The organism is Kitasatospora sp. NPDC048715, from assembly GCF_043198905.1.
Classification (GTDB): domain Bacteria; phylum Actinomycetota; class Actinomycetes; order Streptomycetales; family Streptomycetaceae; genus Kitasatospora; species Kitasatospora lactacystinica.
Genome location: NZ_JBICVH010000038.1, coordinates 1 through 19,732 on the forward strand (window position 1 = coordinate 1; position 19,732 = coordinate 19,732).

At 73.9% G+C, this 19,732-nt stretch carries 17 protein-coding genes; 13 read left to right on the forward strand and 4 right to left on the reverse strand.

The features are described from left to right. Positions 1 to 150 precede the first annotated feature (150 nt). Entirely contained in the window at positions 151 to 1,632 is a 1,482-nt protein-coding gene (locus ACGFSC_RS42705; RefSeq protein ID WP_359913841.1) for a SulP family inorganic anion transporter, read from the reverse strand. Positions 1,633 to 2,466: 834 nt separating this feature from the next. Between ACGFSC_RS42705 and gcl the strand changes: the two genes are divergently transcribed. From gcl to ACGFSC_RS42725, 4 genes are all read left to right on the forward strand, one after another. After that, positions 2,467 to 4,248: a glyoxylate carboligase gene (gcl, locus tag ACGFSC_RS42710; protein WP_359913804.1), complete on the forward strand. Its 1,782-nt coding sequence runs from the start codon at positions 2,467 to 2,469 to the stop codon at positions 4,246 to 4,248. Positions 4,249 to 4,458: 210 nt separating this feature from the next. Beyond that, complete coding sequence (locus tag ACGFSC_RS42715) at positions 4,459 to 4,947, forward strand: glutathione peroxidase (RefSeq protein WP_359913807.1); 489 nt, start codon at positions 4,459 to 4,461, stop codon at positions 4,945 to 4,947. A 244-nt stretch (positions 4,948 to 5,191) separates the two neighbouring features. Continuing rightward, positions 5,192 to 6,397: a hypothetical protein gene (locus tag ACGFSC_RS42720; protein WP_359913844.1), complete on the forward strand. Its 1,206-nt coding sequence runs from the start codon at positions 5,192 to 5,194 to the stop codon at positions 6,395 to 6,397. 241 nt (positions 6,398 to 6,638) lie between these two features. Beyond that, the gene (locus ACGFSC_RS42725) at positions 6,639 to 7,907 is read left to right on the forward strand and encodes a metallophosphoesterase (RefSeq protein ID WP_359913810.1); all 1,269 of its coding nucleotides are present in this window, start codon (positions 6,639 to 6,641) and stop codon (positions 7,905 to 7,907) included. A gap of 58 nt (positions 7,908 to 7,965) precedes the next feature. Here ACGFSC_RS42725 and ACGFSC_RS42730 read toward each other — a convergent pair whose 3' ends face one another. Next, positions 7,966 to 8,889, reverse strand: coding sequence for a LysR substrate-binding domain-containing protein (locus ACGFSC_RS42730; RefSeq protein ID WP_359913813.1), 924 nt, complete (start codon positions 8,887 to 8,889; stop codon positions 7,966 to 7,968). A gap of 96 nt (positions 8,890 to 8,985) precedes the next feature. Between ACGFSC_RS42730 and ACGFSC_RS42735 the strand changes: the two genes are divergently transcribed. The 6 genes from ACGFSC_RS42735 (at position 8,986) to ACGFSC_RS42760 (ending at position 14,241) form a co-directional block, all read left to right on the forward strand. Further along, positions 8,986 to 9,690 carry a succinate dehydrogenase cytochrome b subunit gene (locus ACGFSC_RS42735; protein WP_359913816.1) on the forward strand — a complete coding sequence of 235 codons (705 nt, stop codon included), beginning with the start codon at positions 8,986 to 8,988 and terminating at the stop codon, positions 9,688 to 9,690. A 26-nt stretch (positions 9,691 to 9,716) separates the two neighbouring features. Then, complete coding sequence (locus tag ACGFSC_RS42740; protein ID WP_359913847.1) at positions 9,717 to 11,660, forward strand: fumarate reductase/succinate dehydrogenase flavoprotein subunit; 1,944 nt, start codon at positions 9,717 to 9,719, stop codon at positions 11,658 to 11,660. Further along, positions 11,657 to 12,394, forward strand: coding sequence for a succinate dehydrogenase/fumarate reductase iron-sulfur subunit (locus ACGFSC_RS42745; protein WP_359913819.1), 738 nt, complete (start codon positions 11,657 to 11,659; stop codon positions 12,392 to 12,394). The genes ACGFSC_RS42740 and ACGFSC_RS42745 overlap by 4 nt, the downstream gene beginning before the upstream one ends. Before the next feature lie 336 nt (positions 12,395 to 12,730). Next, entirely contained in the window at positions 12,731 to 13,036 is a 306-nt protein-coding gene (locus ACGFSC_RS42750; protein ID WP_359913821.1) for a hypothetical protein, read from the forward strand. A gap of 150 nt (positions 13,037 to 13,186) precedes the next feature. Further along, positions 13,187 to 13,876: a DUF6232 family protein gene (locus tag ACGFSC_RS42755; protein WP_359913824.1), complete on the forward strand. Its 690-nt coding sequence runs from the start codon at positions 13,187 to 13,189 to the stop codon at positions 13,874 to 13,876. Beyond that, a complete protein-coding gene (locus tag ACGFSC_RS42760; RefSeq protein WP_359913826.1) occupies positions 13,873 to 14,241 on the forward strand; it encodes a hypothetical protein in 369 nt (122 codons plus the stop codon). Before ACGFSC_RS42755 ends, ACGFSC_RS42760 begins: the two co-directional genes overlap by 4 nt. A gap of 33 nt (positions 14,242 to 14,274) precedes the next feature. On the opposite strand, the gene ACGFSC_RS42765 is transcribed toward ACGFSC_RS42760, so the two are convergent. Further along, entirely contained in the window at positions 14,275 to 15,237 is a 963-nt protein-coding gene (locus ACGFSC_RS42765) for an alpha/beta fold hydrolase (protein WP_359913828.1), read from the reverse strand. A gap of 109 nt (positions 15,238 to 15,346) precedes the next feature. Beyond that, on the reverse strand, positions 15,347 to 16,291 hold the full coding sequence (locus ACGFSC_RS42770; RefSeq protein WP_359913831.1) for a DUF2797 domain-containing protein: 945 nt from the start codon (positions 16,289 to 16,291) through the stop codon (positions 15,347 to 15,349). Positions 16,292 to 16,511: 220 nt separating this feature from the next. On the opposite strand from ACGFSC_RS42770, the gene ACGFSC_RS42775 reads away from it, so the two are divergent. From ACGFSC_RS42775 to ACGFSC_RS42785, 3 genes are all read left to right on the forward strand, one after another. Further along, entirely contained in the window at positions 16,512 to 16,832 is a 321-nt protein-coding gene (locus ACGFSC_RS42775; RefSeq protein ID WP_359913833.1) for a hypothetical protein, read from the forward strand. Positions 16,833 to 17,108: 276 nt separating this feature from the next. Beyond that, the gene (locus tag ACGFSC_RS42780; protein WP_359913835.1) at positions 17,109 to 19,250 is read left to right on the forward strand and encodes a restriction endonuclease; all 2,142 of its coding nucleotides are present in this window, start codon (positions 17,109 to 17,111) and stop codon (positions 19,248 to 19,250) included. A gap of 174 nt (positions 19,251 to 19,424) precedes the next feature. Continuing rightward, a partial coding sequence (locus tag ACGFSC_RS42785; protein WP_359913838.1) for an ATP-binding cassette domain-containing protein occupies positions 19,425 to 19,732 on the forward strand: 308 nt, incomplete at its 3' end.

The window sequence follows — 19,732 nt, forward strand, 5'->3', positions numbered from 1 at the left end:
GCGGCCCCCCCCCCCCCCCCGGCCCGCCCCCCCCCCGGGGGGGGCCCCCCCCGGGGGGGGGCGGCGGGCGGGGCGGGGGGGGGCGGGCCCCCCGGGGGGGGGGGGCGGGGCCCCCCCCCCCCCCGCGACCAGGCTAGGGCGTGTCCGACCTCAGGCGACGCTCGGCAGCGGCGGGTCGACCGCCAGCGGCGCGGTGGAGCGGGCCCGGTGCTGGGCGGCCCAGGAGACCAGCGCCACCGTGCAGGCGTGGTCCAGGTGGCGCAGCCCGGACCAGTCCAGCTCCACCGGCCGGTCCGCCGGCAGCCGCTCCAGGGTGTCCAGCAGCCGGGGCAGCCGCAGGAAGGTGGCGTTGCCGCTCAGCCGCACCCGGTGCAGCGCCTCCCCGGTCGGCTGCGGCTGCTCCTCCACCGCGATCTGCAGGTGCGAGGTCTGCCAGGCGGACTTGGCCACCGCCAGGCCGACGCCGATCAGCACCCCCTCGAACAGGTCGGTGGCGATGATCGCGGCCGCCGTCACCACCAGCACCAGCGCCTCGCCCAGGTGCCCGCGGCAGAGCGCGACGATCCGGCGCAGCGGCACCAGCTTGGCGCCGGCGTGCACCAGGACGGCGGCCAGCGCGGTGAGCGGCACCAGCCCGAGCGCGCCGGGCAGCAGTGCGGTGAACAGCAGCAGCCAGCCACCGTGCAGCACCCGCGAGGCCTTGGTGCGCGCGCCGGCCTGGACGTTGGTGGCGCTGCGCACGATCACGGCGGTCATCGGCAGCGCGCCGAGCAGGCCGCAGACGGTGTTGCCGACGCCCTGGGCGGTGAGTTCGCGGTCGTAGTGGGTGCGCGGGCCGTGGTGCATCCGGTCGACGGCGGCGGCGCTGAACAGCGTCTCGGCGGAGGCGATCAGGGTGAAGGCGACGACCGTGCCGAGCCCGGCGGTACCGGCCAGGGCGGTCAGCGACTCGCGGTCGGGCAGGTGCACCACGTCGAACAGTCCGGCCACCCGGATCCGGGCCACCGGCAGGTCGGCGACCGCGGTGACGGCCGCGGCCAGTCCGACGGCGGCCAGCGGGGCGGGGACGGCCCGGGCGGCGCGCTCCGGCAGGTACTTCCAGCCGACCAGGATCAGCAGGGTGCCGAGGCCGAGGGCGACCGCGCTCGGGTTGGCCGCGGCGGTCATTACGTCGCCCAGCAGGGCGGGCAGTCCGGCGATCTTCTCCGGCCCGGTGGCGGGGGCGCGGCGGTCGGCGAGCGCGTAGAGCTGGCCGAACACCAGGGTCAGTCCGATGCCGGCCAGCATGCCGTGCACCACCGAGGCGGACATCGCCCGGAACCAGCGGCCGAGCCGCAGGGCGCCCATCGCCAGCTGGAGCAGGCCGGTGGCGAGCACCAGCAGGCCGAGCGCGCCGGCGCCGAAGCGCTGGACGGCGTCGGCGACCAGGACGGTCAGTCCGGCGGCGGGACCGCTGACCTGGAGGCTGCTGCCGGGCAGCAGGCCGGCGACCAGGCCGCCGACGATCCCGGTGACCAGCCCGAGTTCGGCCGGGACGCCGGAGGCGACGGCGACGCCGACGCAGAGCGGGAGGGCGACCAGGAACACCACCAGCGAGGCCGGCAGGTCATGGCGCCAGGGGATTGCGCGCAGGACGGCGACCGGGGTGCGGGGCCGGCCCGGCGGGCCGTGCTTGCGGAGGCGGCCCGGCGGGCTGTCGCTCCGGTGGGGCGGCGGGTTCACCCGGTCACCACCAGGGACCGGGCAGGGGTGCAGCAGCGCATGGGGACGTTCCTTCCGCGCGCCCGCCGCAGCGGGCGCGCCGTTGCAAGGGCGGGGAGCACGAGGAAGAAGGAGGAAGAAGGGGGAAGGGACCGCGCCGGGGGCGGCGACAGCGGTACGGCCGCGGGTCCGGGCGGACCAGAGCGCGGCGGCGGGTGTCGGGTCGGTGCGGCCAGGGGGGTGCGTCCCTCGCTCGGGTGCGGCGGACCGGGCACGCTGGTCCTGGACGGGGCCACCGGCGGAGTTCCCCCGCTCCGCGGCGCTCCCAAACCCCCCTGCCGCGGCCTCAGTTGGACGTCACGGGCCCGGCGTGCCACCGACGGTACCCAGCGCGGCGGGGCGGGCCAACGACCGGCACCGTCCCTTCACCGCCACTGCACACCGGCTGCGCTTCCCGGCGCGGAGCGTCCGCTTCCCCGGGCACACCAGCGCGACTGCCGTTCGGGCGTGCGAATCCCCATCGGCCCGGCAGCGCTGCGCGGCCCTGCTCCCGGCCCGTTTCCCGCCCGGCCGACGCCCCACCGCTGGCCCACCGCCGCCCCGCCGCCGACCCCGTCCGGGGCCTCCACATTCTGTTGAACTCCTCTTGACGCCCCGACGGACCCCGCCCTACCGTGTTTCCACATACAGAAACCGTTCTTCCGTATGGTGGAATTCGAGAGATGAGCCCTCCGAGCCACTGCGGGCCGAAGCAGGAGAGATCCGATGCCTCGTATGACAGCCGCCCGCGCGGCCGTGGAGATCCTCAAGCTCGAAGGCGTCGAGGTCGCGTTCGGCGTGCCGGGCGCAGCCATCAACCCGTTCTACGCCGCGCTCAAGGCCTCCGGCGGGATCGGGCACACGCTGGCCCGGCACGTCGAGGGCGCCTCCCACATGGCCGAGGGCTACACCCGCGCCGAGGCCGGCAACATCGGGGTCTGCATCGGCACCTCCGGACCGGCGGGCACCGACATGATCACCGGCCTGTACTCGGCGATCGCCGACTCCGTCCCGATCCTCTGCATCACCGGCCAGGCGCCCGTCGCCCGGCTGCACAAGGAGGACTTCCAGGCCGTCGACATCGCCTCCATCGCGCGGCCGGTCACCAAGGCCGCCACCACCGTGCTGGAGGCCGCGCAGGTCCCCGGCGTGTTCCAGCAGGCCTTCCACCTGATGCGCTCCGGCCGCCCCGGCCCGGTCCTGATCGACCTGCCGATCGACGTCCAGCTCACCGAGATCGACTTCGACCCGGAGGCCTACCAGCCGCTGCCGGTCTACAAGCCGGCTGCCAACCGCACCCAGATCGAGAAGGCCGTCGCGCTGCTCCAGCGGTCCGAGCGCCCGCTGATCGTCGCCGGCGGCGGCGTCATCAACGCCGACGCCTGCGAGCTGCTGCTGGAGTTCGCCGAGCTCACCGGCGTCCCGGTGGTCCCGACCCTGATGGGCTGGGGCATCGTCCCGGACGACCACCGGCTGAACGCCGGCATGGTCGGCCTGCAGACCTCGCACCGCTACGGCAACGAGAACTTCCTCGCCTCCGACTTCGTCCTCGGCATCGGCAACCGCTGGGCCAACCGCCACACCGGCGGCCTGGACGTCTACACCGCGGGCCGCACCTTCGTCCACGTCGACATCGAGCCCACCCAGCTCGGCCGGATCTTCGCCCCGGACCTCGGCATCGCCTCCGACGCCAAGGCCGCGCTGGAACTGTTCGTCGAGGTGGCGCGCGAGCTGCGGGCCGCCGGCACCCTCAAGGACCGCGGCGCCTGGGCCGCCTCCACCCAGGAGCGCAAGGCCCTGCTCCAGCGCCGCACCCACTTCGACGACGTGCCGCTCAAGCCGCAGCGCGTGTACGAGGAGATGAACAGGGCCTTCGGCCCGGAGACCCGCTACGTCACCACCATCGGCCTGTCCCAGATCGCCGGCGCGCAGCTGCTGCACGTCTACCGGCCGCGGCACTGGATCAACTGCGGCCAGGCCGGCCCGCTCGGCTGGACCGTCCCGGCCGCGCTGGGCGTCGCCACCGCCGACCCCGGGGGCCAGGTCGTCGCGCTCTCCGGCGACTACGACTTCCAGTTCATGATCGAGGAGCTGGCGGTCGGCGCCCAGCACCGCATCCCGTACGTCCACGTGCTGGTGAACAACTCCTACCTGGGCCTGATCCGCCAGGCGCAGCGCAACTTCGACATCGACTACCAGGTCAACCTGGAGTTCGAGAACGTCAACTCCCCGGAGCTGGGCGGCTACGGCGTCGACCACGTCAAGGTCGTCGAGGGCCTGGGCTGCAAGGCGATCCGGGTCACCGAGCCGCAGGGCCTGCTGCCCGCGTTCGAGGAGGCCAAGAAGCTGGCCGCGGAGTTCCGCGTCCCGGTGGTGGTCGAGGCGATCCTGGAGCGGGTCACCAACATCTCGATGGCCGCCGCCGACATCGACAAGGTCAACGAGTTCGAGGAGACGGCCACCCTCCCGGAGCACGCCCCGACGGCCGTCAGGCCGCTGGCGCTCTGAACGCGCGCTCGACCCGCGGCCGACCCGCTCCGAACGCGCCGCGGCCGCTCGCGCGCACAGGTCGTCCGGGGGCGGACGAGCCGCTCCGTGCGCCCCCACGCGCCCCCGCACCCGGAACACCGGCACGCCGACCGCGGTTGATCAGGTCACGGCCGCTACCGTGGCCCCGGAAGAGGCCCGGCCCGACGACTCCCCGAAAGGACCACTCCCGTGAGCCTGTACGACATCCCGCTGCGCACCCTCGACGGCGCGGCCACCTCGCTGGCCGACCACAAGGGCAAGGCGCTGCTCATCGTCAACGTCGCCTCCCGGTGCGGCCTGACCCCGCAGTACGAGGGCCTGGAGCGGCTCCAGCAGCGGTACGCCGGGCGCGGGTTCACCGTGCTGGGCTTCCCCTGCAACCAGTTCGCCGGGCAGGAGCCGGGCAGCGCCGAGGAGATCCGCACCTTCTGCTCCACCACCTACGGCGTGACCTTCCCGCTGTTCGAGAAGATCGACGTCAACGGCGAGGACCGCCACCCGCTGTACGCCAAGCTCACCGGGGTCGCCGACGCGTCCGGCGAGGCCGGGGACGTCTCCTGGAACTTCGAGAAGTTCCTGATCTCCCCGGACGGCACCGTCGTCGCGCGCCTGCGCCCCCCGGTCGACCCGGAGGCGCCGGAGCTGATCACCGCGATCGAGGCCGCACTGCCGGCCTGACCGCGCGCACCACGAAGGCCCGGGGCCCGTTAGAACCCGAGCAGCCCCGGGCCTTCGCCGTGCGCGCACCCGGGGAGAGGGCGCCGGCGGCCGGGCCGAAGGGCCGGGCGCCGTATCGGCTCCGGCCCGCGCCGGCGGCTGTTCCGGGGTCCGCGCCGGCCCTCCTCGGGGTGTTGCGGACATGCTCAACGCGCCCTACCGTGTGTGACCCCGTTGATCCATTTCACACGGAGGGCTCACCTTGATGTTCCGTCAAGTCAGAACAGCGGCACGAGCGCTGCTCGCGGCCGGACTGCTCGTCACCGGCACGATCGCCGGCGCCTCGCCGGCGGCGGCCGCTGCGGCGCCGACGGCCCTGACCTCGTCCGACTACACCCTCACCTCGGACTACCACCAGTACGACACACTCAACTCGGCGCTCGCCACGACGCTGGGGACCTCCGCCGTGCACACGGTGATGGAGAACGCGAACCACGACCGGCAGCCGCTCCCCGCGTCCTTCTCCGTGGCCGGCCTGTCCACCGGCTTCCGGTTCGACGACGGCGACAACTCCGACTGCCAGAGCTTCCCCCAGGGCATCACCACGAGCCGGGACGCCGTGGGGACGGCGAACAGCGGCAACTACGACGGCCACCAGCTCGTGCTGGTGAGCTGGTACACCAAGGACGGCTGCGACGGCGCCCAGCAGCGCAGCCGGATCACCCTCGCCGACTGGGACGCCACCTACCCCAACAAGTACCGCAAGATCCTCCTGGTGGAGCCGACCGGAACCGCGGCCGCGCCGGACTTCAAGGACATCCCGATCCACGCCGGCGGCGTCTCCTGGTACGGCGACTACCTCTACGTCGCCGACACCGGCCGCGGCATGCGCGTCTTCGACATGCGCAAGATCCTCAACACCGACACCGGCGGCACCGCCGACCAGATCGGCCGCCAGTCCGGCTCCGTCTACTACGCCCACAACTACGCGTACGTGCTGCCCCAGATCGGCACGGTCACCGCGCAGGCCGCCACCGGACCCAAACTGGTCTGGTCGTCGATCTCCCTCGACCGGGTCAGCAAGTCGATGGTGATGACGGAGTACACCTGCCAGGCGAACTGCGTCGACTACCCCAACCGCCCGCCGAGGGCCGTCCGCTTCCCCTTCGACTCCGGGGCGACGACGTTCGCGGCGACGACGACCGCCGGCCAGGCCCTCCAACTGCCCTGGTACAACCTCAACGGCGTGGCCTCCCACAACGGCCGCTGGTGGTTCAACTCCTCGGGGCAGAAGAAGCTCTACTACTGGACCCCGACCGCCGGCCCCTCGACCTTCGCCTGGGTGGGCGGCGGCGAGAGCCTCTCGTACTGGGAGGACGCCACCGAGCCCGACCTGCTGTGGTCGCTGCAGGAGACCGCGGGCGGACGCAACGTCTTCGCGGTCACCCAGTCCACCTACGGCGGCGGCTGAGTCCCGGGCTCAGGCCCGAGTTCACGGACCGGCGCCGCGACGGCGTCCGCGGTGACGGTGCTCCGGCCCCGGGCCGGGGCCCCGTCACTGCCCCGTCCCGGCGCCCTCGCGGCCTCGTGGCGCACGGACCGGATGACGACGGCGGCCCCCTGGCGGGCCCGGCGGCAACGGTCTGCCGGATGATGGGGAGCGAGGGCACGGCAGCGGATGTGAGGGCAACGCGGTGACAGCAGGCGAATCCATGGAGTTGGAGTCGGGACACCGGTCGGCGGACCGCGAGGGCCCGGAGACCGTCGTGGCCGCTCCCCGGCCCGCGGCGGGCACGGAGCCCCCGGGCGGGGGTGCGCGGCGCCGGCGTTCCCTGGTCCGGCGGCTGACGGTCCTCGTGCTCGTCCTCGTCCTCCTGTGCCTCCCGCCCTGGTGGACGCTGTTCGCCTCCGGCGCCGACTGGCCGTTCCCGGTCTTCCTGGCCGGCACGGTCGTCCTCGCCGGCTGGCTGGTCTCCTTCCCCTTCCTGATGGTCGCGGGCCACGGGCGGCGGCGCAGCGACCGGGCCGCCCGCGTCGCGGACACCAGCCTCGGGATGATCTGGGTGCTGTTCACCTGGTCGGTGCTGGGCGGCGCGGTGAACCTGGTGCTCGTCGGCCTCGACGTCGGCGGCACCGACCGGGCCAGGGCGGTGGCCGTGGCCGTCGCCCTGGTCTCGGCCGGGCTGCTGGGCTGGGGGCACCACGAGGCGATGCGGGTGCCCCGGGTGAAGCGGGTGGACGTGCACGTCCCGCGGCTCGGCGCCGACCTGGACGGGACCCGGGTCGTGGTGCTGGCCGACACCCACTACGGGCCGATCGACCGGGCTGCCTGGTCGGCGCGGGTCACCGAGGCGGTCAACGCGCTCGACGCGGACGTCGTGGTCCACGCCGGCGACATCGCCGACGGCACCCCCGCCCAGCGCCGGGAGCAGTCCGCGCCGCTCGGGACGATCCGGTCGCGGCTGGCCAGGGTCTACGTCACGGGGAACCACGAGTACGGCAGCGAGGCCCAGGGCTGGCTGGACCGGATGGCGGACCTGGGCTGGGAGCCGCTGCACAACCGCCACGTGGTGGTGGAGCGCGGCGGGGACGCCCTCGTGCTCGCCGGCGTGGACGACGTGACCGCGGAGTCCTCCGGCCTGGCCGGACACCGTGCGAACCTGCTCGGCGCACTGGCGGGGGCGGACCCGGCCCTGCCGGTGCTGCTCGTCGCCCACCAGCCCAAGTACGTCCCGCAGGCCGCTGCCGCCGGCATCGACCTGCAGGTCTCCGGGCACACCCACGGCGGCCAGATCTGGCCGTTCAACTTCCTCGTCCGCATCGATCAGCCGGTGGTGCACGGCCTGAGCCGGCACGGGGAGCGGACCCAGCTCTACACCAGCCGCGGCACCGGCTTCTGGGGCCCGCCCTTCCGGGTCTTCGCCCCGAGCGAGATCACCCTGCTCACGCTGCGCTCGGGCGGAACCCCGCCCGCCGCGTAGCGGGCCCGTCGCCCGCCGGATCCGCTGACGGGAGCGCCCCGCCGGCTCTCGACGGGGCTCACGGCAGCAACAGCCGGGTGCCCGGAGGCAGTTCGCCGTCGCGTGCGGCGTCGCGCAGGTGCGCCAGCAGGGTCTCCCTCAGGGCCTCCGCCGCGCGGGTGGGCGGCACCTCGTGGCCGTGCGCGACGGCGATGGTGCGGCCGAGGCCGGGCCCGGCGAACCCGGTCACCGCGAGGCCGGAGCGGGCGGCCACCATGCCGGGGACGACGGCGGGCCCGAGCCCGGCCCGGACGAAGCCCAGCACCGCGTCCATCTCGCCGCCCTCCACCGCGAACCGCGGCTCGAACCCGGCCGCCCGGCAGGCCGCCAGGGTCGCCTCCCGGACGTCGTAGCCCTCCCGGAACATCACCAGCGGTCGGTCCTTCAGCTCCGTCACCCGGACCTTGCGCCGGGCCCGCCCCTCGGCGGCGACCAGCACCAGTTCCTCGTGCAGCAGTTCGGTGACCGCCAGCGCGGGCTCCTGCTCCCCGCCCGGCCGGGTGATGATCAGCGCGAGGTCCAGCTCCCCCGCCGCCAGCCAGCCGACCAGATCGCGCGAGCCGCCCTCCCGGACCACCAGCGTCACCCCCGGGTAGCGGTCCCGGAAGACCCGCAGCACGTCCGGCACCAGGCTGGTGCACAGGCTCGGCGGCGCGCCCAGCCGGACCCGGCCACGGCGCAGCTGGACCGTCTCCTGCACGGCCAGCCGGGCGCTCTCGGTGTCCGCGAGGATGCGCCGGGCCAGCGGCAGCAGGGCGTCCCCGGCGTCGGTCAGCGCGATGTTGCCCCGGGTGCGGTGGAACAGTTCGGCGCCCAACTCCCGCTCCAGCGAACGGATCTGCTGCGAGAGCGACGGCTGGGCGACGTGCGCCGCCTCGGCGGCCCGGGTGAAGTGCCGGGTCTCGGCGACGGCCAGGAAGTAGCGGAGTTGCTGGAGCTGCACGGGGCCAGGATAGGCCGCATCGATAGTCGGTGCCTATCGTCACGAGCCGCATCATGTCTTGGACGCACCCGACCCGCCGTCCCTACCGTTGCAGCCATGACAACCGCGACTCGGACGGCCCGGCACCCGTCCACCCTGGCGACCCTGTGGCGGTCGACCGTCGGCAAGAAGGCGGTCATGGCCGTCACCGGACTGGCCATGCTGCTGTACCTGGTCGCACACATGCTGGGGAACCTCAAGGTGTTCTTCGGCCCGGACGACATCAACGGCTACGCGGCCTGGCTGCGCACCATCGGACAGCCCTTCCTGGGCCACGAGTGGTTCCTGTGGATCGCCCGGGCCGGCCTGCTGGCCGCCGTGGTGCTGCACGGCGTCTCCGCGTACCAGCTCAGCCGCCGCGACCTCGCGGCCCGCCCGAACCGGTACGTGCACAAGCGCCGCCGGGCGAGCTACGCGACGAGGACCATGCGCTGGGGCGGGGTGATCCTGGCGCTGTTCATCGTCTGGCACGTCCTGGACCTCACCACGCTGACCGTGAACCCGGCCGCCGAGCACGGCCACCCGTACCAGAACATCGTGGCCTCCTTCGGCCGCTGGTACGTCGACGTGTTCTACGTCGTCGCGATGCTGGCCGTCGGCCTGCACATCCGGCACGGGTTCTGGAGCGCCGCGCAGACCCTCGGCGCCAACAACGCCCGCCGCGACCGGGCGCTCAAGCTGATCGCGAACGGCCTGGCCCTGGTGCTGACGGCCGGGTTCCTGTCCGTCCCCGTGGCCGTGATGACCGGAGTCGTGAAGTGAGCAGTCGTGAAGTGAGCAGTGCTGACATGAGCTACCTGGAGTACACCCTCGGCGAGCCGGTCGCCGACACCAGGGCCCCCGCCGGCCCGATCGAACAGCGCTGGGACCAGCGGCGGTTCGACGCCAAGCTGGTCAACCCGGCCAACCGGCGCAAGCACACCGTGATCGTGGTCGGCACCGGCCTGGCCGGCGGCGCGGCCGGCGCCACCCTGGCCGAACAGGGCTACCACGTCGTCCAGTTCTGCTTCCAGGACTCCCCCAGGCGCGCCCACTCGATCGCCGCCCAGGGCGGCATCAACGCGGCCAAGAACTACCGCAACGACGGCGACTCGATCCGCCGGCTGTTCTACGACACCGTCAAGGGCGGCGACTTCCGCGCCCGCGAGTCCAACGTGCACCGGCTGGCCCAGGTGTCGGTGGAGATCATCGACCAGTGCGTGGCCCAGGGCGTGCCCTTCGCCCGCGAGTACGGCGGCCTGCTCGACACCCGGTCCTTCGGCGGCGTGCAGGTCTCCCGGACCTTCTACGCCCGCGGCCAGACCGGCCAGCAGCTGCTGCTCGGCGCCTACCAGGCGCTCTCCCGGCAGATCGCCGCCGGGAACGTGGAACTGCACCCGCGCACCGAGATGCTCGACCTGCTGGTGGTCGACGGCCGGGCCCGCGGCATCGTCGCCCGCGACCTCGTCACCGGCGAGATCCGCAGCCACACCGCGGACGCCGTGGTGCTCGCCAGCGGCGGCTACGGCAACGTGTTCTACCTCTCCACCAACGCCAAGAACTCCAACACCACCGCGATCTGGCGGGCGCACCGGCGCGGCGCGTACTTCGCCAACCCGTGCTTCACCCAGATCCACCCGACCTGCATCCCGCGCTCCGGCGACCACCAGTCCAAGCTCACCCTGATGAGCGAGTCGCTGCGCAACGACGGCCGGATCTGGGTGCCCAAGGCACAGGGCGACACCCGGCCGCCGGCCGAGATCCCCGAGGAGGAGCGGGACTACTACCTGGAGCGGATCTACCCGTCGTTCGGCAACCTGGTGCCCCGCGACATCGCCTCCCGGGCCGCCAAGAACGTCTGCGACGAGGGCCGCGGCGTCGGCCCCGGCGGCCAGGGCGTCTACCTGGACTTCGCCGACGCGATCCGCCGGATGGGCCGGGACGCCGTCGAGGCCAGGTACGGCAACCTCTTCGAGATGTACGAGCGGATCACCGCCGAGGACCCGTACCGGGTGCCGATGCGGATCTACCCGGCGATCCACTACACGATGGGCGGGCTCTGGGTCGACTACGACCTGCAGACCACCGTCCCCGGCCTGTTCGCGATCGGGGAGGCCAACTTCTCCGACCACGGCGCCAACCGGCTCGGCGCCAGCGCCCTGATGCAGGGCCTGGCCGACGGCTACTTCGTGCTGCCGCCGACCATCAACGACTACCTGGCCCGCAACCCGCTGCCGGCCGTACCCGCCGACCACCCGGTGCTCGCCGAGGTGGAGGCCGAGGTCGAGGACCGGCTCAACCTGATCCTCGCGGTGGACGGCGACCGCACCCCGGACTCCTTCCACCGCGAACTCGGCGAACTGCTCTGGAACGAGTGCGGGATGGCCCGCGACGAGGCCGGACTGCGGCGGGCGCTGGAGCGGATCCCGCAACTGCGCGAGGAGTTCTGGCGCCGGATCAAGGTGCCCGGCACCGGGCAGGAGCTCAACCAGTCGCTGGAGAAGGCCAACCGGCTCGTCGACTACTTCGAACTGGCCGAACTGATGTGCCTGGACGCACTGCACCGCGCCGAATCCTGCGGCGGCCACTTCCGCACCGAGAGCCAGACCCCCGACGGCGAGGCCGCCCGCCGCGACGAGGACTTCTCCTACGCCGCCGCCTGGGAGTTCACCGCCACCGGCGCGGCACCCGTCCTCCACCGCGAGGAACTCGACTTCGAGCACGTCCACCCCACCCAGCGGAGCTACGCGTGAACCTCACCCTGCGCATCTGGCGCCAGGCCGGCCCGGACGCACCCGGCTCGATGACCACCTACCAGGTCAGCGGGATCAGCCCGGACATGTCCTTCCTGGAGATGCTGGACACCCTCAACGAAGAACTGATCACCCGCGGCGACCAGCCGGTCGCCTTCGACCACGACTGCCGCGAGGGCATCTGCGGCGCCTGCGGCATGGTCATCAACGGCCGGGCGCACGGCCCCGAGCGCACCACCACCTGCCAACTGCACATGCGGCACTTCCAGGACGGCGACACCATCGACGTCGAGCCCTGGCGGGCGGCGGCCTTCCCGGTGGTCAAGGACCTGGTGGTGGACCGCTCGGCCTTCGACCGGATCATCGGCTCCGGCGGCTACATCACCGCCCCCACCGGCAGCGCCCCCGAGGCGCACGCCACACCCGTCCCCAAGGAGGTCGCCGACACCGCCTTCGAGCACGCCGAGTGCATCGGCTGCGGCGCCTGTGTGGCGGCCTGCCCGAACGGCTCGGCGATGCTCTTCACCTCCGCCAAGGTGGTGCACCTCAACGTGCTGCCGCAGGGCGCGCCGGAACGGGCCGCCCGGGTGCGGAACATGGTCTCGGCCATGGACGCCGAGGGCTTCGGCGGCTGCACCAACACCGGCGAGTGCGCCACCGCCTGTCCCAAGGGCATCCCGCTGCCCAGCATCGCGGCGATGAACCGGGAGTTCCTGCGGGCCGCCCGCGGCTGACGACTCCCCTCCTGCGGTCGGCCCCCGCTCTGGTGCTCAGGCGGGGGCCGACACTTGCTACGGCGGGGCGTGCGGCGGGGGTTCGCGCTACCCGTACGGGTGGCGGATCCCGGCGGGCGGTGCTTCCTGACGGAGAATCGCGCTACGGTGGTGCTCCGCCACGGAAGGACGGCATATGCCCGAGGTTCAGTCCTGTTCCGGTTGCGGCGGGTCCGGGGGGACCCAGAAGACCGAGGCAACGGTCGAACTGGACGAGGAAGGAAGCATGGTGCCCAGCGTCCACACGTTCTGGTCGCCCTGCGGTCGGTGCCACGGATCCGGGACGGTGATCGTCGGATGAGGTTCGTCTTCGAGTGCGTCGAGTGCGGTGGGCACTACCTGCCGCCCGAGGAGATGGTGTACCCGGACGGGCCGGCCTCGCCGGTCTGGTGCACCGCCTGCCAGAGCGCCAAGCACGCCGCCGGTGTCCGGGAGGACCCGCTGCTCGCCCGGGTCGCCTTGGCCGCCGCCCGGGCCGCGCTGGCCGGGCGGGCCGCGGAGGCGGCCGAGCAGCCGGCCCGCGCCGACGTCCGCCCGTCCCGCCCGCCGCTGTCCCGCCGGGCCCGCTCCGGCCCGGGCGTGCTGCGCGGCAAGCTGAGCTGACGGCCCGCGACCGGCGGGGCCAGGGGCGTCACGGCGCCCGCCGGGGCATACGAACCGACGATATGTCAGTTACCGGGCACGACAATGAACTTGTGCAGACCCGGAGCGTGCTGGCACATTGTCCTCCCCTGCACGACAGCCTTGGGGGACATGGCCATGCAGCCGACCGATCCTGCCGATTCGCCCCGAGCCGGCCAGACCGGCTCCTTCCCGTTCGTTCCGCCGCCTCCGCCCGGCGGGCCGCCGACACCGGCCCCGTTCGGGCCGCCACCGCCCACCACCCCGCCGCCGGCCTTCACGAGCGGTCCCAGCGGCACCCCGACCACCACCCGCGTCGCGGTCACCAACCGCATCCTCTGGATCGGGCAGGCCGCGTACCCGCTGGCCAACGTGGCCCGGGTCGGCACCTCCCTGATCGTGCCCGGCCGGCGCCGCGCGCTCCTGCGGCTGCTCGCCTTCGCCCTGGTCGTCTTCCTGCCCGTGTTCGTGATCGCGCAGGCCGCCGACGGCTCGTCCTCGGAATCCGGGTCCGGCACGCTGGTCCTCGTCGCGGTGATCCTCGTGGCGGTCTACTTCCTGATCTTCACCTGGCCGGTGCTGCGCCGGCCCGACCTGTACGTGCTGGCCGTGGACACGGCCGGCCCGCCGACCGCGGTGCTGGCCTGGCTCACCGCGGAGCCGGCGTTCGAGCTGCAGGCCGTCATCACCCGCGCGATCGAGAACCCGCAGGCCGAGTTCCAGCAGGTCGTCCAGACCATCAGCGTGGACCTGCGGCAGTACCAGTTCGGCGACAGCGTCAACATCTACGGCGGCCAGGGAAACACGGGAGTCAGCAAGTGAACGACAACGAGCGTCCGAACGTCCAGTACGGCGACCGGGTCACCATCCACGGCGGCAGCAACAACGTCGGCATCCAGCACAACAACGGCCCGGCCGCCGACCAGGCCCTGCCGCCGGAGGTCGCCGCGCTGTTCGCCCGGCTCGCCGCCGTGGTCACCGAGCTGGCCCGGGACGGCCGGCTCCACGAGGCGGACCGGCAGAGCCTCGCCGAGGCCCTGCCGGTGCTGACCAGCCCCGCCGCGGAGGAACCGGGCCGCCGGCGCAACACCCTGCTGCTGCTGGCCGGCCTGGCCCAGAGCGTCGGCGAGGCGGCCGCCCCGGCGCTGGGACTCGCGAACCAGCTCCTGGCCCTGATCAGCGGCTGACCGACCGACCGGCGCCCGCTCGCGGGCGCCGGTCTACGCCGCACCCCTCGCCTTCGTCTCCGTCTCCGGCTTCGTCTCCGTCTCCGTCTCCGCGAGGAAGCGCTGCACCAGGTCGCCGACGGCGTCCGGGGCGTCCTCGGGGCTGTAGTGGCCGACGCCGGGCAGTTCGACGATCCGGCCGCGGGGGAACGCCTCGGCGAACAGCGGCAGGAAGTGCCGGGCGGCGAGGGTCCGGTCGGCCGTGCCCCACAGGGCGAGCGCGGGCAGGGCGGCGAGCGCCGCGCGGGCCTCGCCGCCCGGAGTCTCGAAGGTGTGCGCCCCGGTCGCGAAGCCCTCCGCCCAGCCGATCGCGCCCGCGGCCTCCGCGCGGGAGTGGAAGGCCGCTCCGTAGGCGGCCAGCCAGGTGTCCGTGATCAGGGCGTTGTTCTGGAAGCCGTTGAGCTTCAGGATGCTGAGGATCGTGTGGCCGAGTTCGCCGAGGACGGCGGCCAGGCTGCCGTCGGCGTGCGCCCGGGCGATCCAGCCGAACCACGGGGACTCGGCCGCGTTGGCGGCGAGCGCCGCGCCGAGGCCGGGCTGGCCGAGCGGCGTGGGCCCGTTGACGCTCACCACCCGGGCGATCAGATCGGGGCGGCGGGCGGCCAGGCCCATGCCGACCGGTCCGCCGAAGTCGTGGAGGACCAGGGTGAGTTGGCGCAGGCCGAGGTCCAGGACCAGCGCCTCCAGGTTGTCGACGTGGTCCTGCAGCCGGTAGCCGCGCCCGGCCGGGGTGGCGCTCTTGCCGAACCCCATGTGGTCGGGGGCGATCACCCGGTGGGTCGGGGCCAGGCGGCGGATCAGGTCCCGGAAGAGGTAGCCCCAGGTGGGTTCGCCGTGCAGGCAGAGCACGACGGGGCCGGCGCCCTCGTCCACGTAGTGCAGGGGGAAGCCGGGAGCCGTGCTGAAGTGCGGTCGGTACGGGAAGGTGCCGTCGAAGGTCTCGTGGGCAGCGATCATGGCTTGGACCCGCTCCAAAGTGGTAGCAAATTAAAACCGCAAGGCCGAGGCCAGGCCCTTGCGGTTTTATTACGCAACCATGCTGGTCGGGGCGGTTCCGCGAACGCTCTCAGAACAGCGCCTCCTGGGTGTCCGGCTCCGGCGGACGCAGTCGCTCGCGCAGGGTCAGGCCCGTGGAACCGCGGCCGGTGACCGGGCCGAGGGTCCAGCCGGTGAGCAGCCGGGTGTCCAGCAGCAGCGGGCCGGAGCCGTCCGCCTGGTCGAGGAAGAGGTGCCGGCCCACCGGCGGCCGGAGCCGGCCCGCGACGACCGCGCCGTCGGCCAGCCCGACGATCTCCCGGTACGCCTCCGGGGCGCCGCCGGCCAGGCCGTAGCGCTCGACGTGGTCGACCACCGGGCGGTCGGCGAGCAGCTCCACGGCATGGCCGTCCAGCAGCCGGTGCGCCTGCGCGCGGGCCTCGGCGAGCACCGTACGGCGGTACGGGGCGTCGCCGTGCGACCACCAGTGCTCGGTCTTGAGCCGGGACTTGTACCGCTCGCGGGCCAGGCCCGAGGCGGCGACGGTGAGTTCGGCGCGCCGGACCGCCGGCAGGGCGCCGCGGGCGGTGAACGCGTAGGCCAGCGCGCCCTGTTCGAGCAGCCGGCTGTCGCCGCGCTGCTCGGCGGTGAGGCCGACCTTGAGCAGGCCCTCGCCGAACCAGGCGAGGTAGAGCAGGTAGGTGCGGCCGTCGTCGAGGATCTGGTCCCGGGCGAGGGCGAGGCCGCGGTCCACGCTCTGGCACGCCGGGCACTGGGTCGCCCCGCCGGCCGGATCGATCACCGCGTGGTGCGGGCAGGGCGTGCGCTCCGTCGCCCCCGCCAGCCAGGCCCCGACGCAGCGGCGCGGGCCGCCCAGCAGCCAGCCGACCTCCGCCCCCGGCGCCACCTCGCGCTCGTGCACCCGGGTGCCGCACACGGCCCCGAGCAGGGCGCGGCCGTCCTGCCAGCTCAGACCGGTGGAGATCCAGCCGGCGGGGCGCCCCCGGGGCTCCGGGTGCTGCGGGGGGATCGTCACGTCTCTCCTTGCCGTCGGTAGCCGTCGAGACTACCCGGTGCCACCGACGGGCCGGCCGCTCCGGCGGAGCCTCCGGGCCCTGGTGGGCGGGCGGCGGCCGGACCTCCGCTCGAACCCCGCTCGACGGGCCCTCGGGTCGACGTGACCCCGTCAAAATGCACGGCTAGCGTCCTCGGCAGTGAATCCCTCACGAACGATCCCCCTCGGGAAGGGAACAGCCATGCGCATTCTCCAGCGTGCCGCCGCCACCACCGGCGCTCTCGCCCTCGCCGCCTCGGGCCTGCTCCTGGCCGCCGGCCCGGCCTCGGCCACCACGACCGCGTTGAGCTGCAACGCGCCGTCCTACTTCACCGGCAGCGGCGGCCACGCGGGCGCCTCGATCCGCTGCGTCGGCTCGGCCTTCACCGGCCGGATCGTCTGTTACAAGCCGGGCTACGGCAACTACACCCACTACGGCAACCGCGCCGAGTCCGGCGGCACCTCGACCACCTGGTGCGACCTCGGGGCGACCATCCAGAAGGCCGACGCCGTCTCCTCCTGACCCTGCGACAGCACGGCGCGGGAGACCGCGGGCCTGTCCGGCGACACACCGCCGGGCGGGCCCGCGTCGGTTTTCCACCGCCTCGGCCGCCACACCCTCCGGCGCCGTCGCCCCGCCCGAAAGCCCCGCAGGTCACCGGCGCTTGGCCCGGCGGGGTGTTCACGTTCTATTGTTGCGGGCGCGGTCGGCGGCGCAGCCGGGAGGCGGTGCCGCGGCGGCCGGTCGGCGCGAGGCGAATGGGGTGGACGGACGGTGTCGGGGCGGCGGAGCAGCGGGGTGCTGGCGATCTGGGCGGAGGCGCAGCGACAGCAGCAGCGCCGGGAGGAGGCCCGGTGGCGCGCCGAGGCGGCGGAACTGCGCCGCCGGGAGCGGGAGCAGCGCGAGACGCAGAAGGCGGCGGCCCGCGACGAGCGCGAGGCGCTGCGCGCCCACCAGCAGTCGCGGGAGGCGGAGGTGGCCCGGCGGACGGCCGAACTGGACGCCCGGGTGGAGGAGTTGAGGGGCCTGCTGGCCGCCGGGCTGGCCGCGCCGGCCTTCGGCCCGCAGGCCCTGCTGGCGGCGCCGGCGGTGCCGCCGTTCGATCCGGGTCCGCTGGGCGAGCCGGTGCCGATGCCGGACCAGTCCTCGGCCCGGTACTTCGTGCCGCCGCCGGACCCGGTCCAGGCCCGCAACCCGGGGGTGCGGCAGCAGTACGAGCAGTACCTGGCCCAGGCCCGGGCCCGGTTCGAGCAGGACTGGTACGCCGCCCAGGCCCGGGAGGCGGACCGGCAGCAGCGGCTGGCCGGGTACCACCAGGAGTACCTGGCCTGGGCCGAGCAGTCCCGCCGGCAGCAGGAGGAGCTGGCCGCGCGGACCGAGGAGTTGCTGCGCCGGCTGCGGGCGGGTGAGCCGGAGGCGGTGCAGGAGTACTTCACCGCGGGCCTGTACGCCTCGGCGGCCTGGCCGGAGGGCTTCCCGCACCGGCTGGTGGCGGCGTTCGACGCCGGGAGCCGCCAGCTGGTGGTGGACTGGGAGCTGCCCGGGCCGGACGTGGTGCCGGCCGCCGCCCGGGTGCGGTACGTGAAGTCGGACGACCGCGAGGCCGAGGTGGCCCGCCCGGCGACGGAGCGCAAGGCGCTGTACCGGCAGGTGCTGGCGCAGTCGGCGCTGCGGGTGGCGGCGGAGCTGTTCCGGGCGGACCGGGACGGGCTGCTGGACTCGGTGGTGCTGAACGGCTTCGTCCTCGGCATCGACCCGGCGACCGGCCGGGAGGCCGAGCGCTTCCTGTCCACCCTGACCGCGACCCGGGCCGGCTTCGCCGGACTGGCACTGGACCGGGTGGATCCGCTGGAGTGCTTCCAGGGCCTGGGCGGCCGGCTGTCGGCGCGCCCGGAGCGGCTGGACGAGGTGCGCCCGGACCGGCGGCCGGAGAGCGTCGGCGGGAGCCTGGCCGGGCACGGCGGCGAGGACGAGCCGGACCTGTTCGAGATGGACCCGCTGGAGTTCGAGGACCTGATCGCCGAGCTGTTCCGGCTGCGCGGCTTCCGGGTGATGACCACGGCCCGCAGCGGCGACGTCGGGGTGGACGTGGTGGCGGAGGACCTGGACCCGGTGACCGGCGGCAAGATCGTGATCCAGGCGAAGCGCTACAAGAAGACCGTCCCGCCGACGGCGGTGCGCGACCTGGAGTCCACCGTCCGCCACCACGGCGCGAACAAGGGCATCCTGGTCACCACCGCGGGCTTCGGCCGCGGCTCGTACAGCTACATCGAGGGCAAGCCGCTGACGCTGGTGAGCGGTCCGGAGCTGGTCGTCCTGCTCGCCGAGCAGGGTCTGCGCGGCCGGCTCGGCGGCGGGTCCGGGGAGGCCGGGGCCGCCGCTGCCGCCGCCACCACGGCCGCGAACGGCGGTCCCGAGGGGGCTGGTGAGACCGCCCTCACGGTGAGCTGGCAGAGCCGGACGGCCGGCGGGGACGCGGTGGAGCTGGACGTCACCGCCTTCCTGTGCGCGGGCGGCCGGGTGCTGAGCGACGAGCACTTCGTGTTCTTCAACAGCCCGCAGGACCCGGACGGTTCCGTCCGGCTGCATCCGACCCGCTCGGTGCCGGGCGAGCCGACCCGGGCGGCCCGGCTGGCGCTGGACCTGCACCGGCTGCCGGCCGCCGTCGACGAGGTGGTGGTCGCCGTGTCCACCGAGGAGGAGGAGCACCCGGCGCTGCCGCTCGGCTACGTGCACGGCCTGGCCCTCGCCGCCGCGTACGGGCCGGACGCGGGCGGTCCGGACGCCTGGGCGGGACCGACCGGCGGGGTGCCGGACACCGCGATGCTGCTCGGGGCGTTCCGCCGGGGCGCCGGCGGCTGGGAGTTCAGCCCGTCCGGGCGGGCGGTGACGAACGGTCTGGCCGGGCTGGCTGCGGCCTTCGGCGTGGCGGTCGAGTAGCCGGCCGGAACCAGATCCCTCAGGGGCCGGCGTCATACCTGAGGAGGAGATCGCCCCCGCCACCCCGCCGGGTGGGCGGGGGCCGACCGTCCGCGCGGCATACACATCGCGTTCGAACAGCTTGGGATGATGTTACGGAGTTAAACATTCCGTTAATCCGTTCGAGGAGTCCACGTGACGTTCCCCGCAACCGCCGTCCACACCGGGCGGGCGGCCGCCCGAGCCACCAGCCTGAACAAGGTCTACGGGGAGGGGGAGACCCGCGTCGTCGCCCTCGACAACGTCAGCGTCACCTTCCCCCAGGGCGAGTTCACCGCCATCATGGGCCCGTCCGGCTCCGGCAAGTCCACCCTCATGCACTGCATGGCCGGCCTGGACACCGTCACGTCCGGCTCCTCCACCATCGGCGACACCGAGCTCGTCGGCCTCAAGGACAAGCAGCTCACCCAGCTGCGCCGCGACCACATCGGCTTCATCTTCCA